Source organism: Mesorhizobium sp. RCC_202 (genome assembly GCF_041355295.1).
Classification (GTDB): Bacteria; Pseudomonadota; Alphaproteobacteria; order Rhizobiales; family Rhizobiaceae; genus Mesorhizobium.
The window spans coordinates 43,258-64,797 of record NZ_JBFUPO010000005.1 but is presented as its reverse complement, the minus strand read 5'-3'; the positions used below and the strand labels follow the sequence as shown (position 1 = coordinate 64,797).

At 59.0% G+C, this 21,540-nt stretch carries 25 protein-coding genes and 3 pseudogenes; 17 read left to right on the top strand and 11 right to left on the bottom strand.

The genetic code is table 11. The annotated features are described in order from the left end of the window. Positions 1-647 precede the first annotated feature (647 nt). Positions 648-797, bottom strand: a complete 150-nt coding sequence (locus tag AB6802_RS13175; protein WP_371010541.1) for a hypothetical protein — start codon at positions 795-797, stop codon at positions 648-650. Positions 798-1,007: 210 nt separating this feature from the next. Here AB6802_RS13175 and AB6802_RS13170 point away from each other — a divergent pair, with 210 nt between their 5' ends. The 7 genes from AB6802_RS13170 (at position 1,008) to AB6802_RS13140 (ending at position 3,544) form a co-directional block, all read left to right on the top strand. Beyond that, a complete protein-coding gene (locus AB6802_RS13170) occupies positions 1,008-1,301 on the top strand; it encodes a hypothetical protein (protein ID WP_371010540.1) in 294 nt (97 codons plus the stop codon). Positions 1,302-1,408: 107 nt separating this feature from the next. After that, a complete protein-coding gene (locus tag AB6802_RS13165) occupies positions 1,409-1,699 on the top strand; it encodes a DUF982 domain-containing protein (protein WP_371010539.1) in 291 nt (96 codons plus the stop codon). Between the two features lie 60 nt (positions 1,700-1,759). Continuing rightward, entirely contained in the window at positions 1,760-2,002 is a 243-nt protein-coding gene (locus tag AB6802_RS13160) for a hypothetical protein (protein WP_371010538.1), read from the top strand. 161 nt (positions 2,003-2,163) lie between these two features. Continuing rightward, positions 2,164-2,433 (top strand): hypothetical protein, encoded by a 270-nt coding sequence (locus AB6802_RS13155; RefSeq protein ID WP_371010537.1) that lies wholly within the window; start codon positions 2,164-2,166, stop codon positions 2,431-2,433. 1 nt (position 2,434) lies between these two features. Continuing rightward, complete coding sequence (locus AB6802_RS13150; RefSeq protein WP_371010536.1) at positions 2,435-2,680, top strand: hypothetical protein; 246 nt, start codon at positions 2,435-2,437, stop codon at positions 2,678-2,680. A gap of 67 nt (positions 2,681-2,747) precedes the next feature. Further along, positions 2,748-2,927, top strand: a complete 180-nt coding sequence (locus AB6802_RS13145) for a hypothetical protein (RefSeq protein ID WP_371010535.1) — start codon at positions 2,748-2,750, stop codon at positions 2,925-2,927. 230 nt (positions 2,928-3,157) lie between these two features. Then, the gene (locus AB6802_RS13140; RefSeq protein ID WP_371010534.1) at positions 3,158-3,544 is read left to right on the top strand and encodes a hypothetical protein; all 387 of its coding nucleotides are present in this window, start codon (positions 3,158-3,160) and stop codon (positions 3,542-3,544) included. Between the two features lie 1,006 nt (positions 3,545-4,550). Here the strand turns inward: AB6802_RS13140 and AB6802_RS13135 are convergent. Continuing rightward, positions 4,551-4,823 carry a MucR family transcriptional regulator gene (locus AB6802_RS13135; protein ID WP_371010943.1) on the bottom strand — a complete coding sequence of 91 codons (273 nt, stop codon included), beginning with the start codon at positions 4,821-4,823 and terminating at the stop codon, positions 4,551-4,553. A gap of 334 nt (positions 4,824-5,157) precedes the next feature. Between AB6802_RS13135 and AB6802_RS13130 the strand changes: the two genes are divergently transcribed. The 4 genes from AB6802_RS13130 (at position 5,158) to AB6802_RS13115 (ending at position 6,985) form a co-directional block, all read left to right on the top strand. Next, complete coding sequence (locus AB6802_RS13130; RefSeq protein WP_371010533.1) at positions 5,158-5,337, top strand: DUF3606 domain-containing protein; 180 nt, start codon at positions 5,158-5,160, stop codon at positions 5,335-5,337. Positions 5,338-5,348: 11 nt separating this feature from the next. Further along, complete coding sequence (gene xth / locus AB6802_RS13125; RefSeq protein ID WP_371010532.1) at positions 5,349-6,134, top strand: exodeoxyribonuclease III; 786 nt, start codon at positions 5,349-5,351, stop codon at positions 6,132-6,134. 328 nt (positions 6,135-6,462) lie between these two features. Next, entirely contained in the window at positions 6,463-6,768 is a 306-nt protein-coding gene (locus tag AB6802_RS13120) for a hypothetical protein (protein WP_371010531.1), read from the top strand. A gap of 10 nt (positions 6,769-6,778) precedes the next feature. Next, positions 6,779-6,985 carry a KTSC domain-containing protein gene (locus tag AB6802_RS13115; RefSeq protein WP_371010530.1) on the top strand — a complete coding sequence of 69 codons (207 nt, stop codon included), beginning with the start codon at positions 6,779-6,781 and terminating at the stop codon, positions 6,983-6,985. Here AB6802_RS13115 and AB6802_RS13110 read toward each other — a convergent pair. The 3 genes and pseudogenes from AB6802_RS13110 to AB6802_RS13100 form a co-directional block, all read right to left on the bottom strand. Beyond that, positions 6,982-7,083 (bottom strand): hypothetical protein, encoded by a 102-nt coding sequence (locus AB6802_RS13110; RefSeq protein WP_371010942.1) that lies wholly within the window; start codon positions 7,081-7,083, stop codon positions 6,982-6,984. The genes AB6802_RS13115 and AB6802_RS13110 overlap by 4 nt on opposite strands. A gap of 237 nt (positions 7,084-7,320) precedes the next feature. Next, positions 7,321-7,419 (bottom strand): annotated as a pseudogene (locus AB6802_RS13105) (DUF6766 family protein); the annotation flags it as partial. Positions 7,420-7,504: 85 nt separating this feature from the next. Then, a pseudogene (locus tag AB6802_RS13100) lies at positions 7,505-7,831 on the bottom strand (SDR family oxidoreductase); the annotation flags it as partial. A gap of 420 nt (positions 7,832-8,251) precedes the next feature. Here AB6802_RS13100 and AB6802_RS13095 point away from each other — a divergent pair. Then, on the top strand, positions 8,252-8,758 hold the full coding sequence (locus tag AB6802_RS13095; RefSeq protein WP_371010529.1) for a ferritin-like domain-containing protein: 507 nt from the start codon (positions 8,252-8,254) through the stop codon (positions 8,756-8,758). Between the two features lie 25 nt (positions 8,759-8,783). Next, positions 8,784-10,334, top strand: coding sequence for an FAD-dependent oxidoreductase (locus AB6802_RS13090; protein ID WP_371010528.1), 1,551 nt, complete (start codon positions 8,784-8,786; stop codon positions 10,332-10,334). A gap of 721 nt (positions 10,335-11,055) precedes the next feature. On the opposite strand, the gene AB6802_RS13085 is transcribed toward AB6802_RS13090, so the two are convergent. From AB6802_RS13085 to AB6802_RS13075, 3 genes are all read right to left on the bottom strand, one after another. After that, positions 11,056-11,265 (bottom strand): hypothetical protein, encoded by a 210-nt coding sequence (locus AB6802_RS13085; RefSeq protein WP_371010953.1) that lies wholly within the window; start codon positions 11,263-11,265, stop codon positions 11,056-11,058. Continuing rightward, entirely contained in the window at positions 11,253-11,840 is a 588-nt protein-coding gene (locus AB6802_RS13080) for a multiprotein-bridging factor 1 family protein (RefSeq protein ID WP_371010527.1), read from the bottom strand. The genes AB6802_RS13085 and AB6802_RS13080 overlap by 13 nt, the downstream gene beginning before the upstream one ends. Positions 11,841-12,010: 170 nt before the next feature. Continuing rightward, the gene (locus AB6802_RS13075; RefSeq protein WP_371010526.1) at positions 12,011-12,196 is read right to left on the bottom strand and encodes a DUF3606 domain-containing protein; all 186 of its coding nucleotides are present in this window, start codon (positions 12,194-12,196) and stop codon (positions 12,011-12,013) included. A gap of 175 nt (positions 12,197-12,371) precedes the next feature. On the opposite strand from AB6802_RS13075, the pseudogene AB6802_RS13070 reads away from it, so the two are divergent. The 4 genes and pseudogenes from AB6802_RS13070 (at position 12,372) to AB6802_RS13055 (ending at position 16,765) form a co-directional block, all read left to right on the top strand. Next, a pseudogene (locus AB6802_RS13070) lies at positions 12,372-13,209 on the top strand (RNA ligase family protein). A gap of 27 nt (positions 13,210-13,236) precedes the next feature. Next, entirely contained in the window at positions 13,237-13,497 is a 261-nt protein-coding gene (locus tag AB6802_RS13065) for a hypothetical protein (RefSeq protein ID WP_371010525.1), read from the top strand. Positions 13,498-15,549: 2,052 nt separating this feature from the next. Continuing rightward, the gene (locus AB6802_RS13060) at positions 15,550-15,837 is read left to right on the top strand and encodes a PilZ domain-containing protein (protein ID WP_371010524.1); all 288 of its coding nucleotides are present in this window, start codon (positions 15,550-15,552) and stop codon (positions 15,835-15,837) included. Positions 15,838-16,447: 610 nt separating this feature from the next. Next, positions 16,448-16,765, top strand: coding sequence for a DUF1236 domain-containing protein (locus tag AB6802_RS13055; protein ID WP_371010523.1), 318 nt, complete (start codon positions 16,448-16,450; stop codon positions 16,763-16,765). A 551-nt stretch (positions 16,766-17,316) separates the two neighbouring features. Here the strand turns inward: AB6802_RS13055 and AB6802_RS13050 are convergent. The 3 genes from AB6802_RS13050 to AB6802_RS13040 form a co-directional block, all read right to left on the bottom strand. Next, positions 17,317-19,998 carry an EAL domain-containing protein gene (locus AB6802_RS13050; protein WP_371010522.1) on the bottom strand — a complete coding sequence of 894 codons (2,682 nt, stop codon included), beginning with the start codon at positions 19,996-19,998 and terminating at the stop codon, positions 17,317-17,319. An 847-nt stretch (positions 19,999-20,845) separates the two neighbouring features. Further along, entirely contained in the window at positions 20,846-21,094 is a 249-nt protein-coding gene (locus AB6802_RS13045) for a conjugal transfer protein TraD (protein ID WP_371010521.1), read from the bottom strand. 1 nt (position 21,095) lies between these two features. Continuing rightward, positions 21,096-21,422, bottom strand: coding sequence for a conjugal transfer protein TraD (locus AB6802_RS13040; RefSeq protein ID WP_371010520.1), 327 nt, complete (start codon positions 21,420-21,422; stop codon positions 21,096-21,098). Positions 21,423-21,540: the final 118 nt, after the last annotated feature.

The following is a 21,540-nucleotide window of genomic DNA, read 5'->3' as shown; positions in this document are numbered from 1 at the left end:
ATGCGTGCCGATCCTCTCGGCAGAGGCGTATATTTAAGCGAGCCGGTGCCATGTTTCGTTTCCGAGCCCCCGCCGGCTAGGCCCGGCATTTGCTGGCATACCCGCGAGCCTGCCGGGCCGCTCCCGCCTTCGGACGTCCATCCTGTGCCATGGGCGAAAAACGGTGGAAAGTCATCAACCGTGATCTTCATGCAACTGCGCTTATATAACCTCTGCCACAGCCGACTCCCCACCCGAGTCGGCTAGGCCCGGCGGTTCAACCCAACGCTACCCCAACGCGGAACTGTCGGGCCGCTTTAGGGCGGTGAACGGAGAGAGACCGCCTCCATCCGGACGGAAGGCTTCCGAGGCCGCCACCTCAATTCAGCTGAAGTCCCCCGTTTGCTCGCATAGATCTATGCAGGGAAAATGTGATCTAAGGACGCTCATGGCAGGCTTCAAGTCGCGTCTACGCAAATGAAGGAGCCCGCCAGAGGGGAACTGGCGGGCTCTTGTCGGGTATAGACCACCCAACGGCGGCGGGAGCGCATCACCAAGGGAGTCCCGCCATCCCGAACTGCGCCCGTTCAAAGATGTTCCAAACTCAAGGCTCTTCCTCACGAAAATCCAGCAGGCGAAGCGTGCCGCCGATTCTGCTTAGATTTCACCTAGCCAGCGCTCGCCTCGTGCACGCTGTCGGCGCAAGGCCTTTCAAGGGCTGTGCGCTCATCTTCCGTCAGGTCGGTGCGCCACAATTCGCGGATGGCGCCATGGATGACATTGAAAAGCTCGACGTCTGTCAGGCCTTTGACGTCCATGACCTCAACTCACGGCCGAGTATCAGCATAGGGCTTGCGCAATGTCCAATACCCGATCTGCGGCCTTGCGCGGTGACACCTGACCGCAGATCGGCGTCCACTCCTTGGAGGGACCTGTGGACGGTCCCAATGTGCCAGCCCGGCGGCCGATCGCAACATCATACGTTAGTGATCGCTTGACTAAGGCGCCGGACGCACCAGAGTCATGGCATGGGCCAGGGCATCAAAGTCGGCGATACCGTCGCGATCACGGCAACCGTGCGCAAGCGCGTCACAGAGGACAGGATCAGCGTGTTGATTCCGTCCTATTCTCAACCGCACTCCATCGAGGACACGACGCTGCATATCAGCAGCGGGCAGAAGATTGAGCTAACCGGCGAAGTCATTCGCGTCGATGAGGATACGGTGACGGTAGGCGGCAAGGATCTCGGAATTACTGTCAAGCAGAATGCCGTGCGACTCATGACAAGCCATGTGTCGCCAAAGAAGACGAAGGCTACTTAAATGCCACAGGCTCGCCGCCGTCTTTCAAGCCGGCTCATCGCCGAAAATTTGGAAACCAAAATTCCTTTGCCGCGTTCTGGCGGTCTCAACGATTGCGAGATTGTGCCATGGGCAGCTTTCTACCGATTTTCATCAAGCTGGTGGACGGCAAAACCATGTCGGTTTCATCTATCTGCGAAGCGGAGGTGGCGCTTAAAGGTCAATGGAGAAACGAGGAGGCAGCAGCCTACAAGGATGCGTGCCGGCTGATCGCCGCAGCGAGACACGGCAGCTGTAAACCAGCTATCGCTTTCGCAGCGTTCCAAGCTGCAGCGATCGATCAACGCCTGGTGCTGCGATCGGAAAGCAGTGCTGCACTCAAGATGTTGGACGCAGTAACCAAGGACATACAGACCTGAGTGGTGGGATGCCGGTCCAACAACCACGGCTCACAGATTGGAACATTTTAGCGAGTTTGAATGTTTCAGTACATGTCCACGATAGACACCGCCGAATGCCGCGCCGCGCTCACCCTAATCAGGCGAGCGATCGAGGACCATTGCCCGCCCGGCGTTCTCCAGAGCGAGGAATCGGTCAATGGGGTCTACGGTCCCGCCATCATGCACGAGGCCGCCGCCTTGGCCGCAGCCATCGTCAAGACCGTCGACCGGCTTAGCTTTGAGCCGCAGGAAATGCCGCCAGCTCCGAGCATTAAAACCTAGCTGTGGCTAGTAACCGCGCATTCACCATGGTTCCGCGGCCCCATTGCAGGTAGGCTCTGAGCGGAATTTCACATTAGCGTTGCCTAGTAGCCGGCGGCTCTCGGTCGCCGGCCCTTTCAGCCCAGGGGGAAGCTATGAAAGCATGCTGCAGTTTCGTCATCGTGCCGCCGATCGGCGCCAAGTTCGATAATCTCTTGTTTCAGATGCGCCTGGAGGACGAGTTGAAGGGGGCGTTCAGTGGCTTCAGCTTCGTGGTCACCACCGACGGGCCAAACCCTTTCGATAACTTCATGCTGATCCCGATGCTGCCCGGCAAGGCCGGCGGCAATGTGACCGAGGCATTGGCGGCCTATTCTGATCTTGAGATTGTCGAGACTATCGCCTCTTTCCTCCGCCGCTACCTGGGCGAGACGTCCGGCTGGCTGAACTGAGATGGCAGGTCGCCAGGCCACCAAGATGATTGTCGTGCCGCCGCGGATGTGCGTGGCCACGGCCAAGCTTGTCGGCGACTTGGCCGGCGAACTTCGCGTGGCGCTACCCGGCTACCAGTTTCAGATTGCGCCCGACTACATAGGCCGCCAGAGCCGTGAATTCTTCGTCGAGCCGGATGGCTGGGTGCCAGATGAAGCTATCGCGGCCCTTAGCAGCGTGCTTGCGCGATATGGCGATAAGCTCTAGGTCTGGAATTAACTCTCGCACAAGCTTTGGCTAATAAGGTGCCCAAACGATATTTGGGGAGGCCGCCATGCCTGCGCCTGCAAAGCTTCTGAACCTTCAGTTCGCCCTGTCAATGCTATTGGAACTCCGCCGCAATACAGAGGCGGAGGGCGAGGAATTTCTGACCTATCTTCTCGATATGGCGGCCGCCGAGGCCGCGGATCGCGCGAAAGCAACTCAGCCGCCAAAAATGGCTCGGAGCCGTTGACCCGCACCCAGCCGCCTAACGGCCCAGCGCAAAAAAAGCCCGCCGGCCCGGAGCCGACCGGCTTTGCGGTTCACTCTGAGCCGGCAGGGATCAAGGCGGCGGTGGAGGCGGAGGCACCGACGGCCCCCCAACGATAGCAGAAAGCTTCGACTTGCGAACAAGGAGCGGCTTCTCGTAGCTCTTTTTCATGGGCTTCCCCGGTTGAACATCAAACCATTGCAAAGTGGCTCGTGCGTTGGCTTGGTGTCAAGCCGCTCGCCAATCTGTTCCCATTTGACGGAACGAAGTCGCGGCGCGGCTGTTTGGATTATCGCAACCATCGAGAGCACAACATGCCGAACTATTACTTTCATGTCGACAACGGCGAATTCAGTCCCGACACCGACGGCGTTGACCTCCCCGACTTGAATGCTGCATATCGGGAAGCCGTCCGTGCTGCTGGCGAAATCATCAACGAAAGCAATCGGTCATTCTGGGAACATATGATGCCGTGGATGATGAACGTCACGGACGATGAAAACCGTCTTCTGTTTACGCTTCAGTTCTCGGCGAAGGTGCCCTCAGGAGAGGCCCGTTACATTCCACGAGAGCGCGAAACAAAAAACCCGCTGGCCTAAGCCAGCGGGTGAAGTGGGGTAGGGGTTTGAAATGACCAGGAGCGTCCTGGACGGCTTCCAACTGTGAGCCAGGCAAAAGGTTCCCGTCGAGCCGGCGCAACCATAACGAAAATCCGGCCGGAGCCAGCGGGCGAAGTGTGGTTGGTCTGCCCGGCCAGGGTTCCGAGACTGGTGGACGATACGCCTTCAGGCCTACCGGCGCTTTCACAATTGTTGACAGAGCTTTTCGGGTTGCGCCCAATGTGGTGAGCAGGCGCATGTCCCGGGTTGCCGGGATACCAAAACCTTCTCCAGGGCGGAGATGCAGCGCTCCAGCCGCGGAAGCCGGACTTGCGTGTCTCGAGCTGGAACCCGATCTCGCCCAGCCGTCGCGGCTTCGGCGCATCCGCGATCAACGCCCGCTCCAGTTCGGCAATCTTCCATGAGCTTTCGAGCGTCATGATGCGCTGTTTCCGGACCCACACCAGCACCCACAAGATGTTGTTACTGTGCGTCCATAGGGATGCTGGTTTGGTTGTGGCCGTCTGTTATGCGATATTAAGGCGCTGATATCGTTACGAAAGCCAGTTTAGCGCATCGACGGGTCAGCTTTTCGAACTTTCTTAGTCGCGCCTGCAGCTGAATTTTTCGCGTTAATGAAAAATATTGGCGGTCTGGATCCGTAGTGTTGCGGCTTTGATCGAAGCTCGTATCTGGGCGTGCGAGGCGGAAGACCGCTAAATCGCGAGACCCACTATCGGAGACGCACTCTTCTGCTATCGGCGGGGTGCAGGATAAGCGCAAACGTCGCCGAAAATCGCTGCAATGGAATGCTTCGCCTTCGGCCTCGATCGGCTAACTACCCCCCGACGGCGCGCTTGAGATCGACGAACTGACAGACGGCGTTCACTGAGTCCTTGGCTTGGGTTGGCAGGCGCCTCTCGGACCGGTTTGCCCGAGCCCCACCGCCTTTGCGAGCGTAGGCCGTTGGGGCGCGTAGATCGGCGCAACCCTCGGGAATCTGGCTTCAATCCCACCTTGCGCGATACTCGTTTGGCGCGAGCCCGTAGCGAACCGCGAGATGACGTTTCAGCGATTTGAATTTCTTCCCGTTCCAGGCAGTGATGTAGCCCGGCGTCACCGGCCTTTTTGGATGGCGGGTTCGTGCTTTAGGCGGCTCATATTCGGCTGACAAAGGCCTGTCAGCGACGAATGGATCGACGCGATGAGGTCTGGCAACCCGGCGCCGGGCAGGGGGTTTTGTAAGGCGGCCATCCGAGCGCCCATTGTTCTCGAGCATATCGAAAAGACGGTCGAAGCCAACCGTGGTGTGGGTAAAGAGGGGGAATGATCGAAGCTTCTCATAGCCATGTCCTCCGAAAAGCAACATGGGTCTAAGTAGCGCCGCAGCCTCCTGCGGCCGCTGTTTGTCGGGGCCGCAAGGCCCCGACGGCAGACGATTTGGGAACACCAAAAAACGGGTTCAAGAGGATGCGCCGAAATTTTTTGGGGGTTCTTTTGCGCCTCCTATGGGCACCTCAATAAAGGGCGGTCGACGCGTTGTGGCAGCGGGATTGAACCTGAAGAGTCTGGACGCGTTGTGCAGCATCGAAGCAGCAAACTTGGAGGAAGACATGACAAACACTGGAACAACGCGCGGGCGCAATCAGGATCGTGCCAAGGTGGCCGGCGGGCAGGACCACGAAGTGAGGTACGAGGCGGGTAAGACCGGCGCAAGGAAGGATGCCGTCAAATCCGCGGTAAAGTCGGTCGGCAACAGTCGCAAGAAGGTGGAGGACAAGCTCGGCAAGTAGTAGAGGTTACAATGGCAGCCACCCGCATCGCCACCTTCAACGTGAACGGTGTCAATGGTCGCTTGCCCGTCTTGCTGAGATGGTTGGCTGAGAGTCCGTGCGACATCGTTTGCCTGCAGGAACTGAAAACCTCCGACGAGAAATTTCCTGCTGAAGCGATCCGCGCGGCCGGCTACGGTGCGATCTGGCACGGGCAAAAGTCCTATAACGGAGTGGCGATCCTTGCGCGAGGTATCGAACCAATAGAAAGACGGCGCGGCCTGCCCGGTGATCCGGACGATACGCACAGCCGCTATATTGAGGCGGACATAAACGGGTTGATCGTCGGATGCCTTTACCTGCCGAACGGCAACCCCGCGCCCGGCCCGAAGTTCGACTATAAGCTGCGCTGGTTCGAGCGGCTCGTCAGCTATGGCAAGCTCTTGCTTTCGGACGGCGCACCGGTCGTTCTTTGCGGTGACTACAATCTCGTGCCGACACCCATCGACGCGGTGGTTCCGAGGCGTTGGCTGGGCGATGCCGTCTATTTCCCGGAAAGCAGGGATGCGTATGCAACCATGCTGCAGGATGGCTGGATCGACGCCGTCAGGCGCATTCATCCCGAGAAGGGAATCTACACCTATTGGAACTTCTCCTATCGTGGCGGCTACGATCGCAGCTCGGGGCTGCGGATGGATCATTTGCTCCTCAACCCATCGCTGGCCGGCCAACTGCGAGGGGCCGGCGTGGATGTCGGGACACGGGGCTGGGAGAAGCCAAGCGACCACGCTCCCACCTGGATCGAGATCGAGCCATGAGGAACACGGGCACTCGATCCGGGCTAGGTGCCAAATGAGGGTCGCCCAATCGACAAGATTCCCTGCACGTGCCGGTACGGATACAATGTCGTCGTAGAAACCCCTGAGGGGCAGCCGCACCAAACTCGCCTACGACCCCGAGACCGGTACGTTTCGGGCGAGGAAGTTGGGCGGAACAGTAAGAAGGTTATTGAGGACGCTCTGCACGCCGCGGGCCTGATGCGGGAAAGCACGCAAACTTCGAGGCTCAGTGGCACGGCGAGACCCCTCGAAGCCACGGAACGCGATAGGCTTTGCAATCGTTGACTGCTGTCAGCGAGTATCCGGCATGCACCTTTTCCAGATCCTTCTCCCCCGAGCCGACAACGTCGGCCAACCTTTCGCGCGGGAAGATTTCGATCGGGTCAAGGAGGAACTGGCGGTCGATTTCGAAGGCGTTACCGCCTTTTTGCAGGCGCCGGCAGAAGGTGTTTGGCGCGAAGGCGTTCAAACCGACAATGACGACATCGTTATCTTTGAAGTGATGGCAGAAGAAATCGATCTGCAGGATTGGCGGCGCCGACGCGCCGAGCTCGAACGTCGGTTCCGGCAAGACAAGGTCATCATCCGCTACATGCCGATGGCGCTCGTCTAGGATCGACGCCATGCCTTCGACCTCGATCTGGAAGAGCAGATACGATCCCGAGAGCGAGGTTCTCTCCGTGTGGTTCGTTGCAAGCGGCAAGCGTTACGACTACGAGAGCGTGCCTGCGGAGGTCTACTCTGAATTCCGAAACGCCTTTGCGAAAGGCCGCTTCTTCAACGACCGCATCCGGGACCGTTTTCGGCATCGGCTAATCCCGGACGATTAGGGGAGTTCGGTTGCGTTTGCCGCGGCAGCAGGCTTCAATTCCGGGGAGCCTTTGTCCGGTAGAAAAATCGGCAGGCTGAGCAGCACCGCAGTCGGCATGAACTCGGACTGCCAATCTTGGAAAGACTCAAACCACAGGTTTGCATCCATGAGCTAGCCGACAAGCGACTGTACTCCTCCCCGTGCGAACGCCTCCGCCAGAATGCCCACCAGTGTAAGGCAAAGGCGAACAAGACGGCCAATGCGATGCCCAGCGAGTAGGAGTAAAACCAGGACAGAACCGGGTTCCGCTTACGTGGGGGGCAGCCGGCAACTCATCGCCACGCCGGTCTGACCATCGGGATCGCGAGATTCGGCCGGGCCGCGCTGGAACAGCATCGCGGAAAGCATGACATACGCCGCCATCTGCAGGAGTTCGCTCTCCCAATTCTCGAAGCAGCCGATAGAAATCGCCGCTCGTCAGATACGCCGTTACGGCGACGATGCCCGCCTTTGTGGTGGCGTAATCGACAAGAATGGACGACGGCTTATAGGCCTGGATGGAGGCGGTGGTGATAACGGAGGCGCCGGCTGGCAGATGCGGTACAGCAACCTGCGCGATCCAGTGCAGGGCGTAGAGATCGGCCATCGTCTTGTCCAAATCGTCGGTCGACAGGTCCTCGATTTTCTCCCGGGATTGTTGGCGCGCGGCATTGATGAACAGAGTGGAGACCAAGCGAGCGACGGTCTTTTCCACCAACTCCCGGCAGGCCTCATCCTTGATGTCCCCCGGCAGTCGATAGCCTTTTGTCCTTCCGCCTCGATAAGAGCGAAGCCTCTTCTTCAGGGAGATGGGAAATCGCCGCATCGGCGCCCTCGTGGGCATACGCGATTGCTGCGGCGCGCTCGATCCCGGAATCCGCACTGGTCACCAGCGCCTTGCCCCTGCAGCGGCCAGCGCCGCGATAACTTCCTCCCCATGATCGGGGACGGGCATCCAGGGCAAGGCCGGGCATGGGTTGAGGTTGCTGGGAAGCGCGGTGCCGGATATTGCTTGCGATGATCCTGAAGCGGCGGGCGATCGGTCATATCGTTCTTCCATCGAATAGGAGATAGGCCGAACATCAGCCCGACGATCCGCAACGGCAGATGTAGGCATTCGTTCCCGCGACGTCGCCAGCCGACCCGCGACTCCCGATGCGAAACTTATCCTGCCCGCAGCCGGAACGGGCGGTCACGTCACGCGTTCTTACCAAATCTTTCAGCAACTGTAATTTTGGAGGGCGCCGTGGGCCTGTTCACGAAGGACATCAAGACGATGGGCGATCTGTTCCTGCACGTGCTGCAGGACATCTATTATGCTGAAAAGCAAATCTTGAAAGCGCTGCCCGACATGGTTGAAAAGTCGACCAACCGCGATTTGACGGCCGCCTTCAAGGCGCATCTCACCGAGACAGAAAAACATGTTCAGCGACTTGAACAAGCCTTCGAGCTCATCGGCGAAAAGCCGAAGGGCACGACCTGCCCGGCAATCGACGGCATCATCAAGGAAGCGAACGAGATCGCCGGCGAGGTTGCCGAGAAGAAGGTGCTGGACGCCGCACTGATCACTGCGGCGCAGGCTGTCGAACACTACGAGATCACCCGCTATGGAACTTTGATCGCGTGGGCAGAGGAGAGCGGCAACCAGGCTGTTTCCCGGTTACTCGCCACCACGCTGAACGAGGAAAAGGCAGCTGACAAGAAGCTGACCACCATCGCCGAGCGAAAGGTCAACCAGAAGGCATCCGGCTGATGGCAGCGATTAGAAGGACGGGGGCATGAACGCCCGCAGTGAACAAACCCGAGCGCTCTGGATGAACGTCGACGTCTATCCTGACGCTCCGAAATTCTCTGGCAACAAGAGCTGTGACACTGTCATCATCGGGTCTGGTATCGCAGGGCTGTCAGTCGCCTATGAACTCTCCAGCATCGGTCAGAAAGTGATTGTCATCGATCGGGGCCCGATCGCCGGTGGAATGACATCGCGCACCACAGCGCATCTGGCGCCAATCTGCGACGACGGTCTAAGCGCGCTAATCAATCTGCGCGGCGAAGAAACCGCAAGGCTCTTCCAGGAAAGCCAGGAAGCCGCCGTCGCCCGCATCGAGGAAAACATCGCCGAGCTGCGGATCGAGTGCAATTTCCGCAGGCTGGACGCCTTCCTCTTTCCGGCGATGGGCGTCGAACCGAAGGACGCCCGCGATCAGCGGCAACAGGAATTTGACGCGGCTCGGAAGGTCGGGGCCGTCGCCGAACTGATAACAGGCGCGCCGCTCAAGGGTTTAGAAAAGGCGCCTGTCCTGCGTTATCCGAATCAGGCCACTTTCCATCCGCTGCGCTATATGCGCGGCCTTGCGGCTGCCATCCGCGCCAAAGGCGGCCTGATCTTTGCCCACAGCCCCGTTGTTGCCGTCGAGGAATTGCCCGATGGCGGCGTGCGCGTCGCGACGGAGAACGGCGGTGTGATCGAAGCTGCCGCGGCCGCTGTGGCGACCAATTCGCCAATCAACGATCGCTTCAAGCTGCACACAAAGTTGTCGCCCTATCGCACCTATGCGATGGCCTTCACCCTCCCTTGTGGCGATCTGCCGGATGCGCTGTTCTGGGATACCGGCGATCCCTATCACTACGTTCGGATGGATCCTGGTCCGGGATCGGTCGACTATCTGATCGCCGGTGGCGCTGATCACAAGTCCGGTGAAGCCGACGATGGCGACGTACGCTTCGAGGCTATTGAGGCCTGGATACGCCAACTGGTGCCAAGCTTGGGCAAGGAGGTGACACGCTGGTCGGGGCAGGTTCTCGATACGATCGACTATTGCGCCTTCATCGGCCTCAATCCCGGCGGCAAGGCAGTCTATGTCGTCACTGGCGACTCCGGACAGGGCATGACGCATGGCGCTCTCTCGGGCATGCTCCTGGCGAACTTGATTTCGGGCCGAGAGAGCCCTTGGGCAGCGGTGTATGAGCCGTCGCGCAAGACGCCTTCCGGCGTACTGAACTACGTTCGAGAAAATCTGTCCGTTATCAAGAATCTCGCCGGATATGTGCTGCCTGGCGAGTTGGACTCCGTGGATGAACTCCAACCTGGGCAGGGCGGGATCCTTCGCGCCTTGGGAAGGATCGCCGCCTGTCGCGATCTCGATGGGAAGCTCTATCAGCATTCGGCCACCTGCACCCATTCCGGATGCGAGGTCGCCTGGAATTCTACCGAGCAGTGCTGGGACTGCCCGTGTCACGGGTCACATTTTGCTCCCGACGGCACCGTTCTCAACGGCCCGGCCGTCACCCCTCTCCAGCGAATTGACGCACCGACGGGAGGGACATAATGCCCCATCCTCGAGCAAGGAAAGAAGCTCGTCGAGAACATCACGGGCTGGCAGCGGCCCTCGAGTGACGATCTCGATCACTTGGTCCGCCCGCGCAAGGCCAACACGTTCCGCTTCGAGGACGATGGGGTCATAACCAATCATCCGCAGTGGCCTTGGATCGTCTATCGTGGGGTTGTGAACTGCCTGCGGGTTCGATCCGGCGGCAATCTTCGAGGACCTCTTCGCGCGCAACGGCTGGCAAGACTCCTGGCGAAACGACATCGACGATTATGCGCATTTACGATTCCGGACTTCATGAGGTTCTATGCATCGCCCGCGGGTCAGCCAAGATCCAGTTTGGCGGCAAGCGCGGTTGCTCATTGACGATGAAGGCGGGAGACGTCGCTGTCCTGCCGTAGGCCCGCCACCAGCGTGTCGAGGCCCGCCAGGACTTTCTGGTCGTCGGCGCCTATCCGCCAGCGGGCTCGCGGGATATCCGTGAACTTCGTTCTTCGCCGCGGCCGCAGAAAAGGCGACCTTGCAAATGCCGCTCGCAGAACTCGCTACCCGCCCTGACGGCGACGCGACCGACAACAGAATGAGAACACGCCCGCGATCAGTGAGGCCCCTTGAAACCAAGGCGCCCGCGGTCGGCGCCATACGAAAACGGTGGCCGCGGCCACCAGCGGAATAATGGCACCGGGCGGCAGCACGGACAGCGCGACCGGCTCATCCAGGATCAGCATGTTGAGCGCAGCACATCGAGCAAAGCCACCCAGGTCATCCATGCGCGGATGATCTTCGCCGTTTGCGACCAGATTCGTGCTTGAAACAGCCCTTCGATCTCGCCCTTAAGGCGGATGTGGCGCGTGCGGCGGGCCAGAAGTCGGTCAACTTCAGCGGTTGAGGCGGGGTCTTCCGCTCCGGCGCTGTGAATCAGCTCGGGCACAGTCGATAGGCTTTGGCTGCTTTCTCCTGGAATTCGTCCGGCGCATTCCCTCGTCGGGCGATGGCAGCCTGCCGAAAATTCTGAATATTTTCGTTCGAGGAGAAAGGATTCCTAGCAGGACAAACTCTGAGAATGAGTTGCCTCGGATCGTCGCCGAAACATCTGCCCGCAGGCTTCGATCCGCAGGCTTTTTTTCGTCGCAGACGGAACTGGTGCCTCCTGCCCTTGTTGGTTAGGTGTCTGCGTCGTCCCCTCAAAAGCCGCAGACTGGTGTGCAACACCGAGCCCGCGCCCTGCCGAGGGCGCGGGCTTCTCCTTTGACAAGGGCTACTTGCGGGCTTCGCAATCGTGAAGTGGCATTGAAGTTCTGTAAACGGGACGCCGGCTAATTCAAGGGCTCGGCGGATCGCTGCAACTTTTGCAGCGCGCAGCTGCCGTTTCCCGCTCTCGAGGTCGCGGATCGTCCCCTCGCTCAGGTTTGACTTGGCCGCCAGGCGCACTTGGGACCATTTCAGAAGGGCGCGAGCAGCCTGCGATTGCTCCGCGTCATATCCCTCGACGCGTCTGACATTCACCTATCCATCTCCAGCGCTCATGCTCGCTGCTCGTGCCAAAGCACTTGCCGTAGGTCTTTCCGATCGACAATCTGCCGCACGCTTCGCAACGGTAGGTGTTGCACAGGAGGTGCGCCGGGCTACTCATGCACAGTAAACGCGAACTGCCGCCCCTACATCGGAAAGCTTGTTCAACCCCGCAGCTTCCTGGCCTCGCGCTCCAACGTCTTCCGCTCGTTCCCGTGCTCGCCGATCAGCGCCCGAACCTGCTCTGGACTGATGCGATGCTGCTTGGCGAAATATCGGACCTCGTAATCCTCTTCGGCGGACACGCGGCCGCGGTCGCGGAAATCTCTTTTGATCTTGTTGTCTGCCATGGCTATTCCTCCCACAACGGGAAACCGACACGTCGCGTGAATGTTCCAACTTTCTTTTTCAGCAAATGCTAATGGAACGGAAATGGCTCTGCGATATTGAATCAAATTCGAGTTGCATGGAGTCTCGATGCATAAGCCCGCCGGCGGGGGTCGGCTATCGTTTATACCTCCCTTGATGCCCACCCTCGTCGACAAGCCGCCAGAGGGCGACGGTTGGATTCACGAGGTGAAGTTTGACGGCTACCGCTCGCAGATCGTCATCGAGGCCGAAGGCACACGCATCTTCACTCGGCGAGGCCTCGACTGGACAGCCAAATACCGCGACCTCGTCAAGGCCGCCGGCGAGCTGCAAGCCGACAATGCCATCATTGACGGCGAGATCATCGTCTTGAACGACACCGGCATTTCCGATTTTGGCGAACTGCCCAAGACGATCATGGGCCGGCAGCACGATCTTTATTTCGTGGCATTTGATTTGCTCCACTTAAATGGGAACGACCTTCGCGACATGCCCCTGATTGACCGGCGAGAGATCCTTGAGGCCATGATCCCGGCCGGGAGACGCATCCAATTCAGCCAGGCGCTGCCAGGCGATGCCAGATCCTTCTTTCACCTTGTCGACCAGGCCGGGCTTGAAGGCGTTGTTTCGAAGCGTAACGATAGCCTCTATCGGAGTGGCCGGTCGACCAATTGGCTAAAGGCGAAGTGCTACAGCATCGAGGAATACGATTTGCTTGGCGTTGAGCGCGAGCGGGGCAGGCCAGCCTTTGCCTTGATGGCCGAACGCGGCACCGGCCGCTATGTCGGATCAGCCTTCATCACCCTTAACCGTGAAATGCGCGAGCGATTGTGGCAGCGCGTTCAGGGAGCATGCAGGGCCGGCGCCGAAGGGCACGAAGCGGCAGGCGACGCAGTGGGTCAAGCCAGGCCTGATCGGCCGCGTGAAGCATCTAAGAGGCGAGGAAGACCTGCGCCACGCCTCGCTGCAGGACTTTTGGGATGAGCGCCATTAGAGGGTCGGGGATGTGACCGAAGAGGCCATGGCTGCCGTGCTGGCCGCCAGGAATAGAGACGCCCAGATCATAGGTGTGGTGGATCAAACCTCCACCACAACCGATCCCGCGTTCGAGTCCTGCCGCTTGGGCGAAGCCATCCAGTTTGTCGCCAACGCTTCGATCCTTGGCTACGATGTTCGGTCCGCAATTGTGCTGTCCGAGGAATCGGGGACACCGAACCTTCGGCTCAGAGAATGCGACCAGCTGTGGACGAAGTATGGGCAGGCCTTGTTGCAGAGCGACTAAGCGGAGAGCGCCGGACTGCTCCAACGACGGCTGCGGAAACGCAACTCAGTGTCCACTGCGCGGGCTGGTCCTCGGTCCTGGCTTGCTTTCGCATGGATTTGCGGCCAGCTGGGCTAGTCGCCGGTCGTTAAGCGCCAGGATTCGCTTTTTTCTCTCCGCTAGCTGATAGGGGCCATCTTTAGCGATCGCTTGTGCGCGCATCGTGGCGACGAGATAGTCGGCTCTGTTCGTTCGATAGTCTTCTTTTTGCGCAACCATTCATTCCCTCCCGGTCTCGCACCTGCGTCGGCCCGAACCGAGTTACTAGCTGCCGATGCATCGCGGGAGTCTACCAATCGGCGATTGTATTAAAATGATACACCTACTGCCACCCCGATAGCCCGCTGCAGATGTGCCACCACCAACCGCAGCGGGCTAGGATGGCCGGTGCCTTCTCGTTGGGAGAATTGCCTGGAAAGCGGCACCGGCCTGGCGAACCGAGGTCCGCCGCATACGCCAGATAACTAAATTAGGTAAGATGGGACATGGTGCGATCACGTACGGAGCCAGCGTTTTGTGAGAGGAACCTAGGTCCTATCGCTTGCTCCCGAGCCGGCAGCACCTACGCCGTCATGTCCCCGCCGCCGATGGCGCAGCCAAGGCCGTCCTCGCAAGACATGATGGGTGCGGAACACAAAATCGGCGACCGACGGTCACGGGCGGGGGCGGGGTGAATGCCGTCGGTCACCAGGCAAAGGGGCCATCGACTCAGGTTCAATGATTAGGCCCTACGCTCATCATGCACCGAAATCATCTCTCGCTCCAATTTCAAATGTTATCGGCCTGGGCTTTCGGCCATCTCTCCGACCTGGGGGCTTTCATCCGTCTCCAAACTTGGGTCGTTTGTAGCTTGTCCCCGAAGGGCGTTAGGCCGTGCGGCGAAGGCGCTTAGGAAGGAGGCTAGCCCGCCCGAAAATTAACGGGCGGGCCGTCAGGTCATCCCCGACGGCGGCACGCCAAGTAACGTTCCAGTCCTACCTATGTGCCGCGCTCCGAAACGAAAGCCGTACGGCAAAGTTCCCAGACAGCTCGGCCATCGGGAATGGGGTATGCCGGCTGGCCTTTGTGGCGGGGTAGGATCGGCTGGCTTTTGGCAAGCCGGGCTGCACGTGGCGCGGACTATCGCCAGCTCATGACGCGCGCGACGATCTATCCAAGTCCGACGCCCTACTGGTCGCGGCAATCGAGAGCAATGTGCCTGACCTGGACCTTCGCGCGAACGTTCATCGCCAACTTTCAGGAGATGATCCGGTCAAAGGCGGTGGCCAAATTGGACGGTTGGCTCGATCACGCTAAGGCAAGCCCGTCGGCACCTTCCCAGGCGCGCCTCATCGCTGCAACTTGGGCTGTGGGCGCAGCGCGAATGCGTCGGAGCCGCTTTCACATGAAAAACCAGGGTAGTCCCAGTTCCGTGGTCATTGACACTAACGAAAGCGGCGAAGTCCGTAGACGCTCAACGATGGTCGCATCAGATCACCTGCCGTCTCATACCAACCTGTCGGAACGTCCGTTATGGCACGGTCGAATTGCCCGAAGGCGGGCCGAACGCCATGCCGGCCAATGAGTCGCTCATGCGCGCTCGCAATCAGCAGGCTGATAAGCGGCCATGCTGGGACAGCGTAGGTGTGTAATCCGCGGCGCTGAGCCTACGCCGGCTTCTCTGCGGTTCTGCTACCGCTCGAAGCGGGCTGCTTTCCGATGCGGCGAAGACGTCAATTCCCCTTGCTTTTCGCGCACAAAGCAACTGGCCCGCGCAGCGTCACTTACTTCAAGGTAGGCCATGTCTAGCAGATAGGTCAGCAGATGCTCCCCATCTGCCTTCATCAGTTGCCGAAGTTCGCGCAACTTGGCCTGAGCGAACTCGCGGGTTCTCCAGTTTGCTCTGCTGGCTCATCAGCATCCCGCCGCAAAAGCTCTTCTACATATTAGAGACTTCTCAAATGAAAAGCGAATAGGAAATGCGTGCGGCCGAGCGTAGTATCCCCTTGGCGGGGTGACCCAACGGAGGTCACAATGGCTGAAGAGCCCGATAAGCGCCGACAACGGCGTCAGAGAGTGCTGAAAGGCGCGGCGATCATCAACGGCATCAACAACTCCGAAATCAGTTGCACGATTAAAAACCAGAATAGCGGTGGTGCAGAACTGACGGTACCGGTCGAAGCGATGGTGCCGGAACGCTTCGTCCTATATGTTCCAACCGACGGCGTCGCCTATCAATCTGTCCTGCGGTGGCGGAGGAACGACCGAATTGGCGTCCAGTTCACTGGGACGTTGCCAAAACCCCGTCTCCACTATGGCTGAAGAGAGCTGGCGGCCTGTTAAGGCCGGCTAGCAACTTGCGGCCCGAAGACTTGGACCAATACGAGCGCGAACTGATCAGGGCCGCTAGCGCCGCAACTGGCGCACCTGCTGCGCCGTCAGCCCGACGTTCTGGAGTAAATAATCCGCATTATAGTCCTCATCGGCGGAATGCGATCGCGATCGCGGAAGTCTCCCTTCTCTTGTCGTCTGCCATGTCGGTGTCCTCCTGAAGGGGAGAAACACAGGCTTTGCCGGGTTGTTCCACTTCCCGCGCACCAGGGAATGGCTGAGTGCCCTTCGAGAACAACACGGCCGGCCTCCAGGGGCGAGAAGTAGCTCCGTCCTGCGTTGCAAGTGTGTAATCGAGAACACTGAGGCCTTGCGCGATTTGCCGTTACCTCGGGCCGGGGCATCCAGGGTGCGACGCCAGACGCGAAAGTGCTGTCGATCACGGTAGGCTGGCCGAAAGTCTGACCCCGCTTCCAACTTTAGTGCGACGCGCTTGTTGATTAAGGCTCACTTCGTGCATTCAATGAAACATTGATCGGCGAAACGCATTGCAATTCCACCGCCCAGCCTTTGTGGCTTCGGAAGCGGTCATCGGAAACAAATGAGGAGTCATCTCATGAGAACCACCATCATCAGCAATTCGCTAGCTGCCTTGGTTCTGCTGGCCGGCATCGGCGCGGCGGTCGCCGACGAGGTTGTCCTCTCGCCCGACCAGGAAACCACCATTCGCACATATGTGAAGAAGGAACCTCTGGCCTCGGTTAAGTTGCCTGGCGTGGAGCTCAATGTCGGGTCCAAGCTCTCCGAGAAGGTCGAGCTTCATCAGGTTCCAAACGTCAAGTACCGCTACACTGTGATCGACAATCGAACCGTGGTTGTCGATCCTGATACCCACACCATTGTCAAGGTCTTGGACTGACCTTGAGTGACCGGCTCCCGCCGGCCGAAGCCGGCGGGAGTTTCGCCATGGAAGGTAAAGCAATGCACAGCATCATATACATCATAGGCTTGGTTGTCGTGATCCTCGCGGTCTTGAGCTTCTTCGGCCTGCGACGATAGGTGATCATTCTCTGCCCGTTTTGGCGGTCAATCCGCGAATCGCGGCGCGACGGCCAGAGCGTTCGCGCGGCCGTAGGCCACGCACTTATCCGATCGGGCCATCAGGCGCCTATGCGGATGTTTCGAGACTATCCGGGCCTCCCCAATGACGTGGCGGTCGATGCCCCGCAAACAGCCATCAAATCGGTAGTAGCGAAGGGTTGAACAGCTGCGGCGGAGGTGATGTCCCGGCACCGTGCTGGCAAATAGTGTACCACGACGTATTGCCCCGTCGGAATCGGCCAAATGCCGATGTCGGAACTCGCCAGTGCCGCCTGCTAGTTACATTAGTTACGTAGCCCGTCAGCTGCTCCCCTTGGCCGGCCAGCCAACGATTGATCCTAGATTGATCCACACCGTTTCATTCGGGGCCTACACATCTAGTCTTCTCACAAATTGGTCGATTTCCTCAGCTGAGACAGGTTTGCTGAAATAGTAGCCCTGCATCTCATCGCAATTATTTTTGCGGAGAAAGTCCACCTGCTCCTCGGTCTCGACCCCTTCCGCGATAACCCTCATATTGAGTTTTTGGGCCAGCGATATGATAGCGCTCGCGACCTCCTGATCTTCTTTGTTGCCGGCAACGTCCTTGATGAAGGACTTGTCGATCTTGAGCCGGCCGACTGGGAAAGTCTTAAGGGCACTGAGACTTGAGTAGCCTGTCCCGAAATCGTCGATCGAAATCTGGACACCCAAGGCCTGAAGTTCATTCATCGTTGAAACTGCGAGTTCAGCGTCCTGCATGATGAGGCTCTCAGTAACCTCCAGTTCAAGGTAACGACCCTCCAGTTGGCTTTCGCCCAGCGCATGGACGGCTCGTTCCACTAGGTTCCTTTCCCTGAATTGGCGGGCAGAGACGTTTACGCAAACGCTCATCGGCGGCAGTCCTGCGTCCTGCCACGCCTTGTTCTGGCGGCAAGCCTCATGGAGAACCCAATCGCCAATCGGAACGATCATCCCTGTTTCTTCTGCCGTGGGAATGAAACCGACAGGGGACATTGCACCGCGCATCGGATGGTTCCAGCGTATCAACGCCTCAACTGCGAAAACGCGGCCGCTGCGGAGATCCACCTGCGGCTGATAGAACAGCACAAACTCCGAGCGAGACAGGGCATTTCGCAACTCCTCCTGTAGCAGGAAACGTTCGTGCGCTCTGGTGTTGAATTCGGGAGCGTAGAACTGAAAATTGTCGCGCCCCACTTCCTTTGCGCGATACATCGCCGCATCGGCATTGGCGATGAGGGTTTCTGGTACTCTTCCGTCTTTGGGATAGTTAGCGATGCCGATGCTTGCCGTCGTCCTCACACATCGGTTCCCCAACTGAATGGGCTCGGCTATCGCTGTTCGCACTTGCTGCAGGGTTTCTGCGATAAGATCGACGTTCTTCGGCTGGTCGAACAGGACGAGCACGAACTCGTCGCCGCCAAGCCGAACGACCGTGTCGGTCGATTTCACGCATGCCACCATTCGCTCGGCCAATGCCTTGAGCAGCCTGTCACCGGCATTGTGACCGAGCGTGTCGTTGATAAGTTTGAAATTATCCAGATCAATGAAGACGACTGTGACCCATCGATCATATCTTTGGGCGTGTAGGATCGCCTGCGATAGCCGGTCCTCGAGCAGAGCCCGGTTGGGCAGGCCTGTGAGCACATCATGGTTGGCCATGAAGTGGATCTGGTCCTCAGCGACTTTCCTCTCAATCGCGATTCCTGCGATGCGAGTGGTGAAGTCGATCAGGCGCGTCTCAGCTTCGGCGGGCGCGCGTGCCGTCTTGGAATACATGGCAAAGACGCCCAGAACTGCGCCTTGATGGGAAATGATAGGAGTCGACCAGCAAGAGCGATATCCGTAGCCCATTGCCAAATCGCGATAGTCCTCCCACAGCGGGTCAAGCATCACATCTGTGACGATCACTGGCGCGCGTCGAAACACAGCGGTGCCGCAAGAACCGACCTTGGGTCCAATGGCGACCCCATCAATGGCCTTGATATAGCCTTTGGCCAAGCTGGGCGCTGCGCCATGGCGCAAGTGCCGGCCCTCTTTGTCGAGCAGCAACACAGAGCCGAATATCCCGGTGAGTTGGGATTCCATCAGACGCACCAGGCGGCCAAGCACGTCCTCCAGCGGCACTCCAGTTGCAATCATCTCGAGAATTTGGGCCTGCCCATCCCGCAGGAGGTCCGCCTTCTTGCGCCCGGTGATGTCATGAGCGATGCCAACCAGACCAAGGATCTCATTTTGCTCGTTGCGCAACGGCACCTTGGTCGAGGATAGCCATTTGCCTACGCCTGAGGCGTCAACCACGAATTCTTCCTTGTCGAAAACCGGTTGCCCCGTTTGTAGAACATGCAGTTCGATCGCCCTAAACTTGCTCGCCATGTCGGGGGCGTGAAGATCGAAATCGGTCAACCCTATCATATCGCTGGTCTTCTCCCGGCCACTGTCGGTCGCGAGTGCCCGGTTGACCACAATGAAACGGCTTTGCACGTCCTTGACCCAAAGATAGTCTGGGACCCAATCGATCAATGTCTGAAGGGATATCCGCTCATCGGCAATCTGACGCGTTGCGGCCAGTTCGGTGACGTCCTCATGGGTTGAAACCCAACCCCCGTCTGACATGGGTTGGTGACAAACCTGTATAATGCGACCGTTGGGTAGGGTGGCAGTCCACGTTCGCGGTGCCATGCCCGAATTGATCGACCGGGCCAAAGCGAGATAGGCGTCGACCGATACTGCGCATGTGCCGGCAGCGACGCGTAGCGCTACAATTTCCCTGAGCGGCATGCCGGGAAGCAAGTGTTCAGGTGAGAGCCGGTAGATGTCGCAATATCGGGAGTTCGATAGTATCAACCGCTCTTCGGCATCAAACAAGCAGATGCCTTGTGATATGTTGTCGATGACCGTCGAGAGCCGCCTCGCTTGGGCTTCGAGATCTTCGATCTTCGCCTCAAGATCGATCTCGTGCACACTGTAGGAGCTCCGCGCCAATTTCGCCAGCCATGCAATGCCTTGCGCTTCCGACTCCCTTACCGCTTTCGAGGATGATTTTTTCACAAGGCAGGACCTCTGGTCTGCAGGTGAGCACGAAACCGTTCTGACGCTAGCTGCGAAACGTTATTGAAAGCTCACTAGCCGAATGCAAATGCTGCACAGCTTCCGCGAGACAGGGGCCTGTTGCTCAAGGGCTAACCGACAGGGCTGCGTGCCGGTAAACCGCGTTTGCAAACAGCTCTTCTGGTGGTCTGTATCGGTCCTGCGCCTTGTGCCGCATCTACTAAGCCTAGTCATCGCATATGGACTATCTCACCCGTAGAGCCGACCGCTTGTCGCCCTGCGAGCCCGTGCGCACGAGGGAGAGACCTAAGGCCCGGCTTTCCACAGACATCGGTGTTCGATAGTCTCGCGAAAGAGGGAGTGCCTGCGGAGGTTACCGTCATGCCTATTGTTAGGTTGACGAAGGGCGTTTTTACACCCGAGGAAATAGACTTTCTCAGCCGGGTTTTCCAAGCGGGTTCCGCCCCAAAGGAAACAGAAGATCAGAGAGAGCACCGCGCCTCACGCATTATCGCAAACTACGTGGCCGGCATCACCGATGAGCGCGAGCTGCTGGAGCTTTCCCGGAAGCCCTTGGGCAGATAGCAGGTCACACCTCTTTTGAAAGCGTATTTGAAAACGGTCCGGCGCGTCTCATCCGTAAGCCCAGACCCAAGATCATTCATCAGTTCCGCCTTGAACCGCTATGCCGATAGCCTTCGGCGGCCTCCCACCGTGTGTCGGCGTTCGCGTCGTGGTGCGCGACATCCATGTGTCCCGCCATTTCTCCCATTCTATGGGACTTCATGAGGAGGTAGTGTGATGGCGTGCGGTGCTGCGATATTTGAAGTCTTCGCGCCGTCCGCCGCTATGTTCGCTGTGCCTTCAGTTCTTCTTTCGGTGCCGCCGCCAAGGCCTGCTTTCCCTTCACGGCCCAAAGCTGCCGCGCATGCTTACCATCATGGCCCTGCAGCTTGGCGGCGATCCAGAGCATCGCTCCGTAGATGACAGCGCGGTCGTCGTTGGTCAGCTCAACAATGCCTGCCTTGACGACAAGACCGCCGAGTTCGATCAAATGTCGGGTGCGCTGGCGGCGCTCGACCTGCCAGGTGCGCATGTCATTGCGAGCCCGTGCCGCTTGCTGTCGATTGTGTGCTGCCCGATTGCGCTTGAGCGCTGCGCGGGTTGCGCTGAGATGCGTGAGCAGTTCGCCGGGACCGGCTCTCGAAAAACATCACACCACGCTTGGCCCATGCCTCGCGCTTTGCGGTGTCTTTGGTTTCAGCGATTGCGACCAGAGCGCCGGCCAGTTCGTCGGTGCCGAGCTGATCGGCGCCGGTGGCGATCACCAGCTCGCCAAGTTGCTGCACCTTTCGCGTTTTGAGCTCTCGCCCTTTGTCTTCCAGCGCCTTCAGTTCCGCGTCGAAGTCCCGTGGTTTACGCATGGCTGTCTCCATCGATTGGCGATGCGGCGATCATAGAGCAGCGCCTGCCGGAAGGCTTCAGGGTTGCCGAGACAGCCCGGGACGGGCTGGTCCATCCCGAGAATTTTTCGAGGGAGGG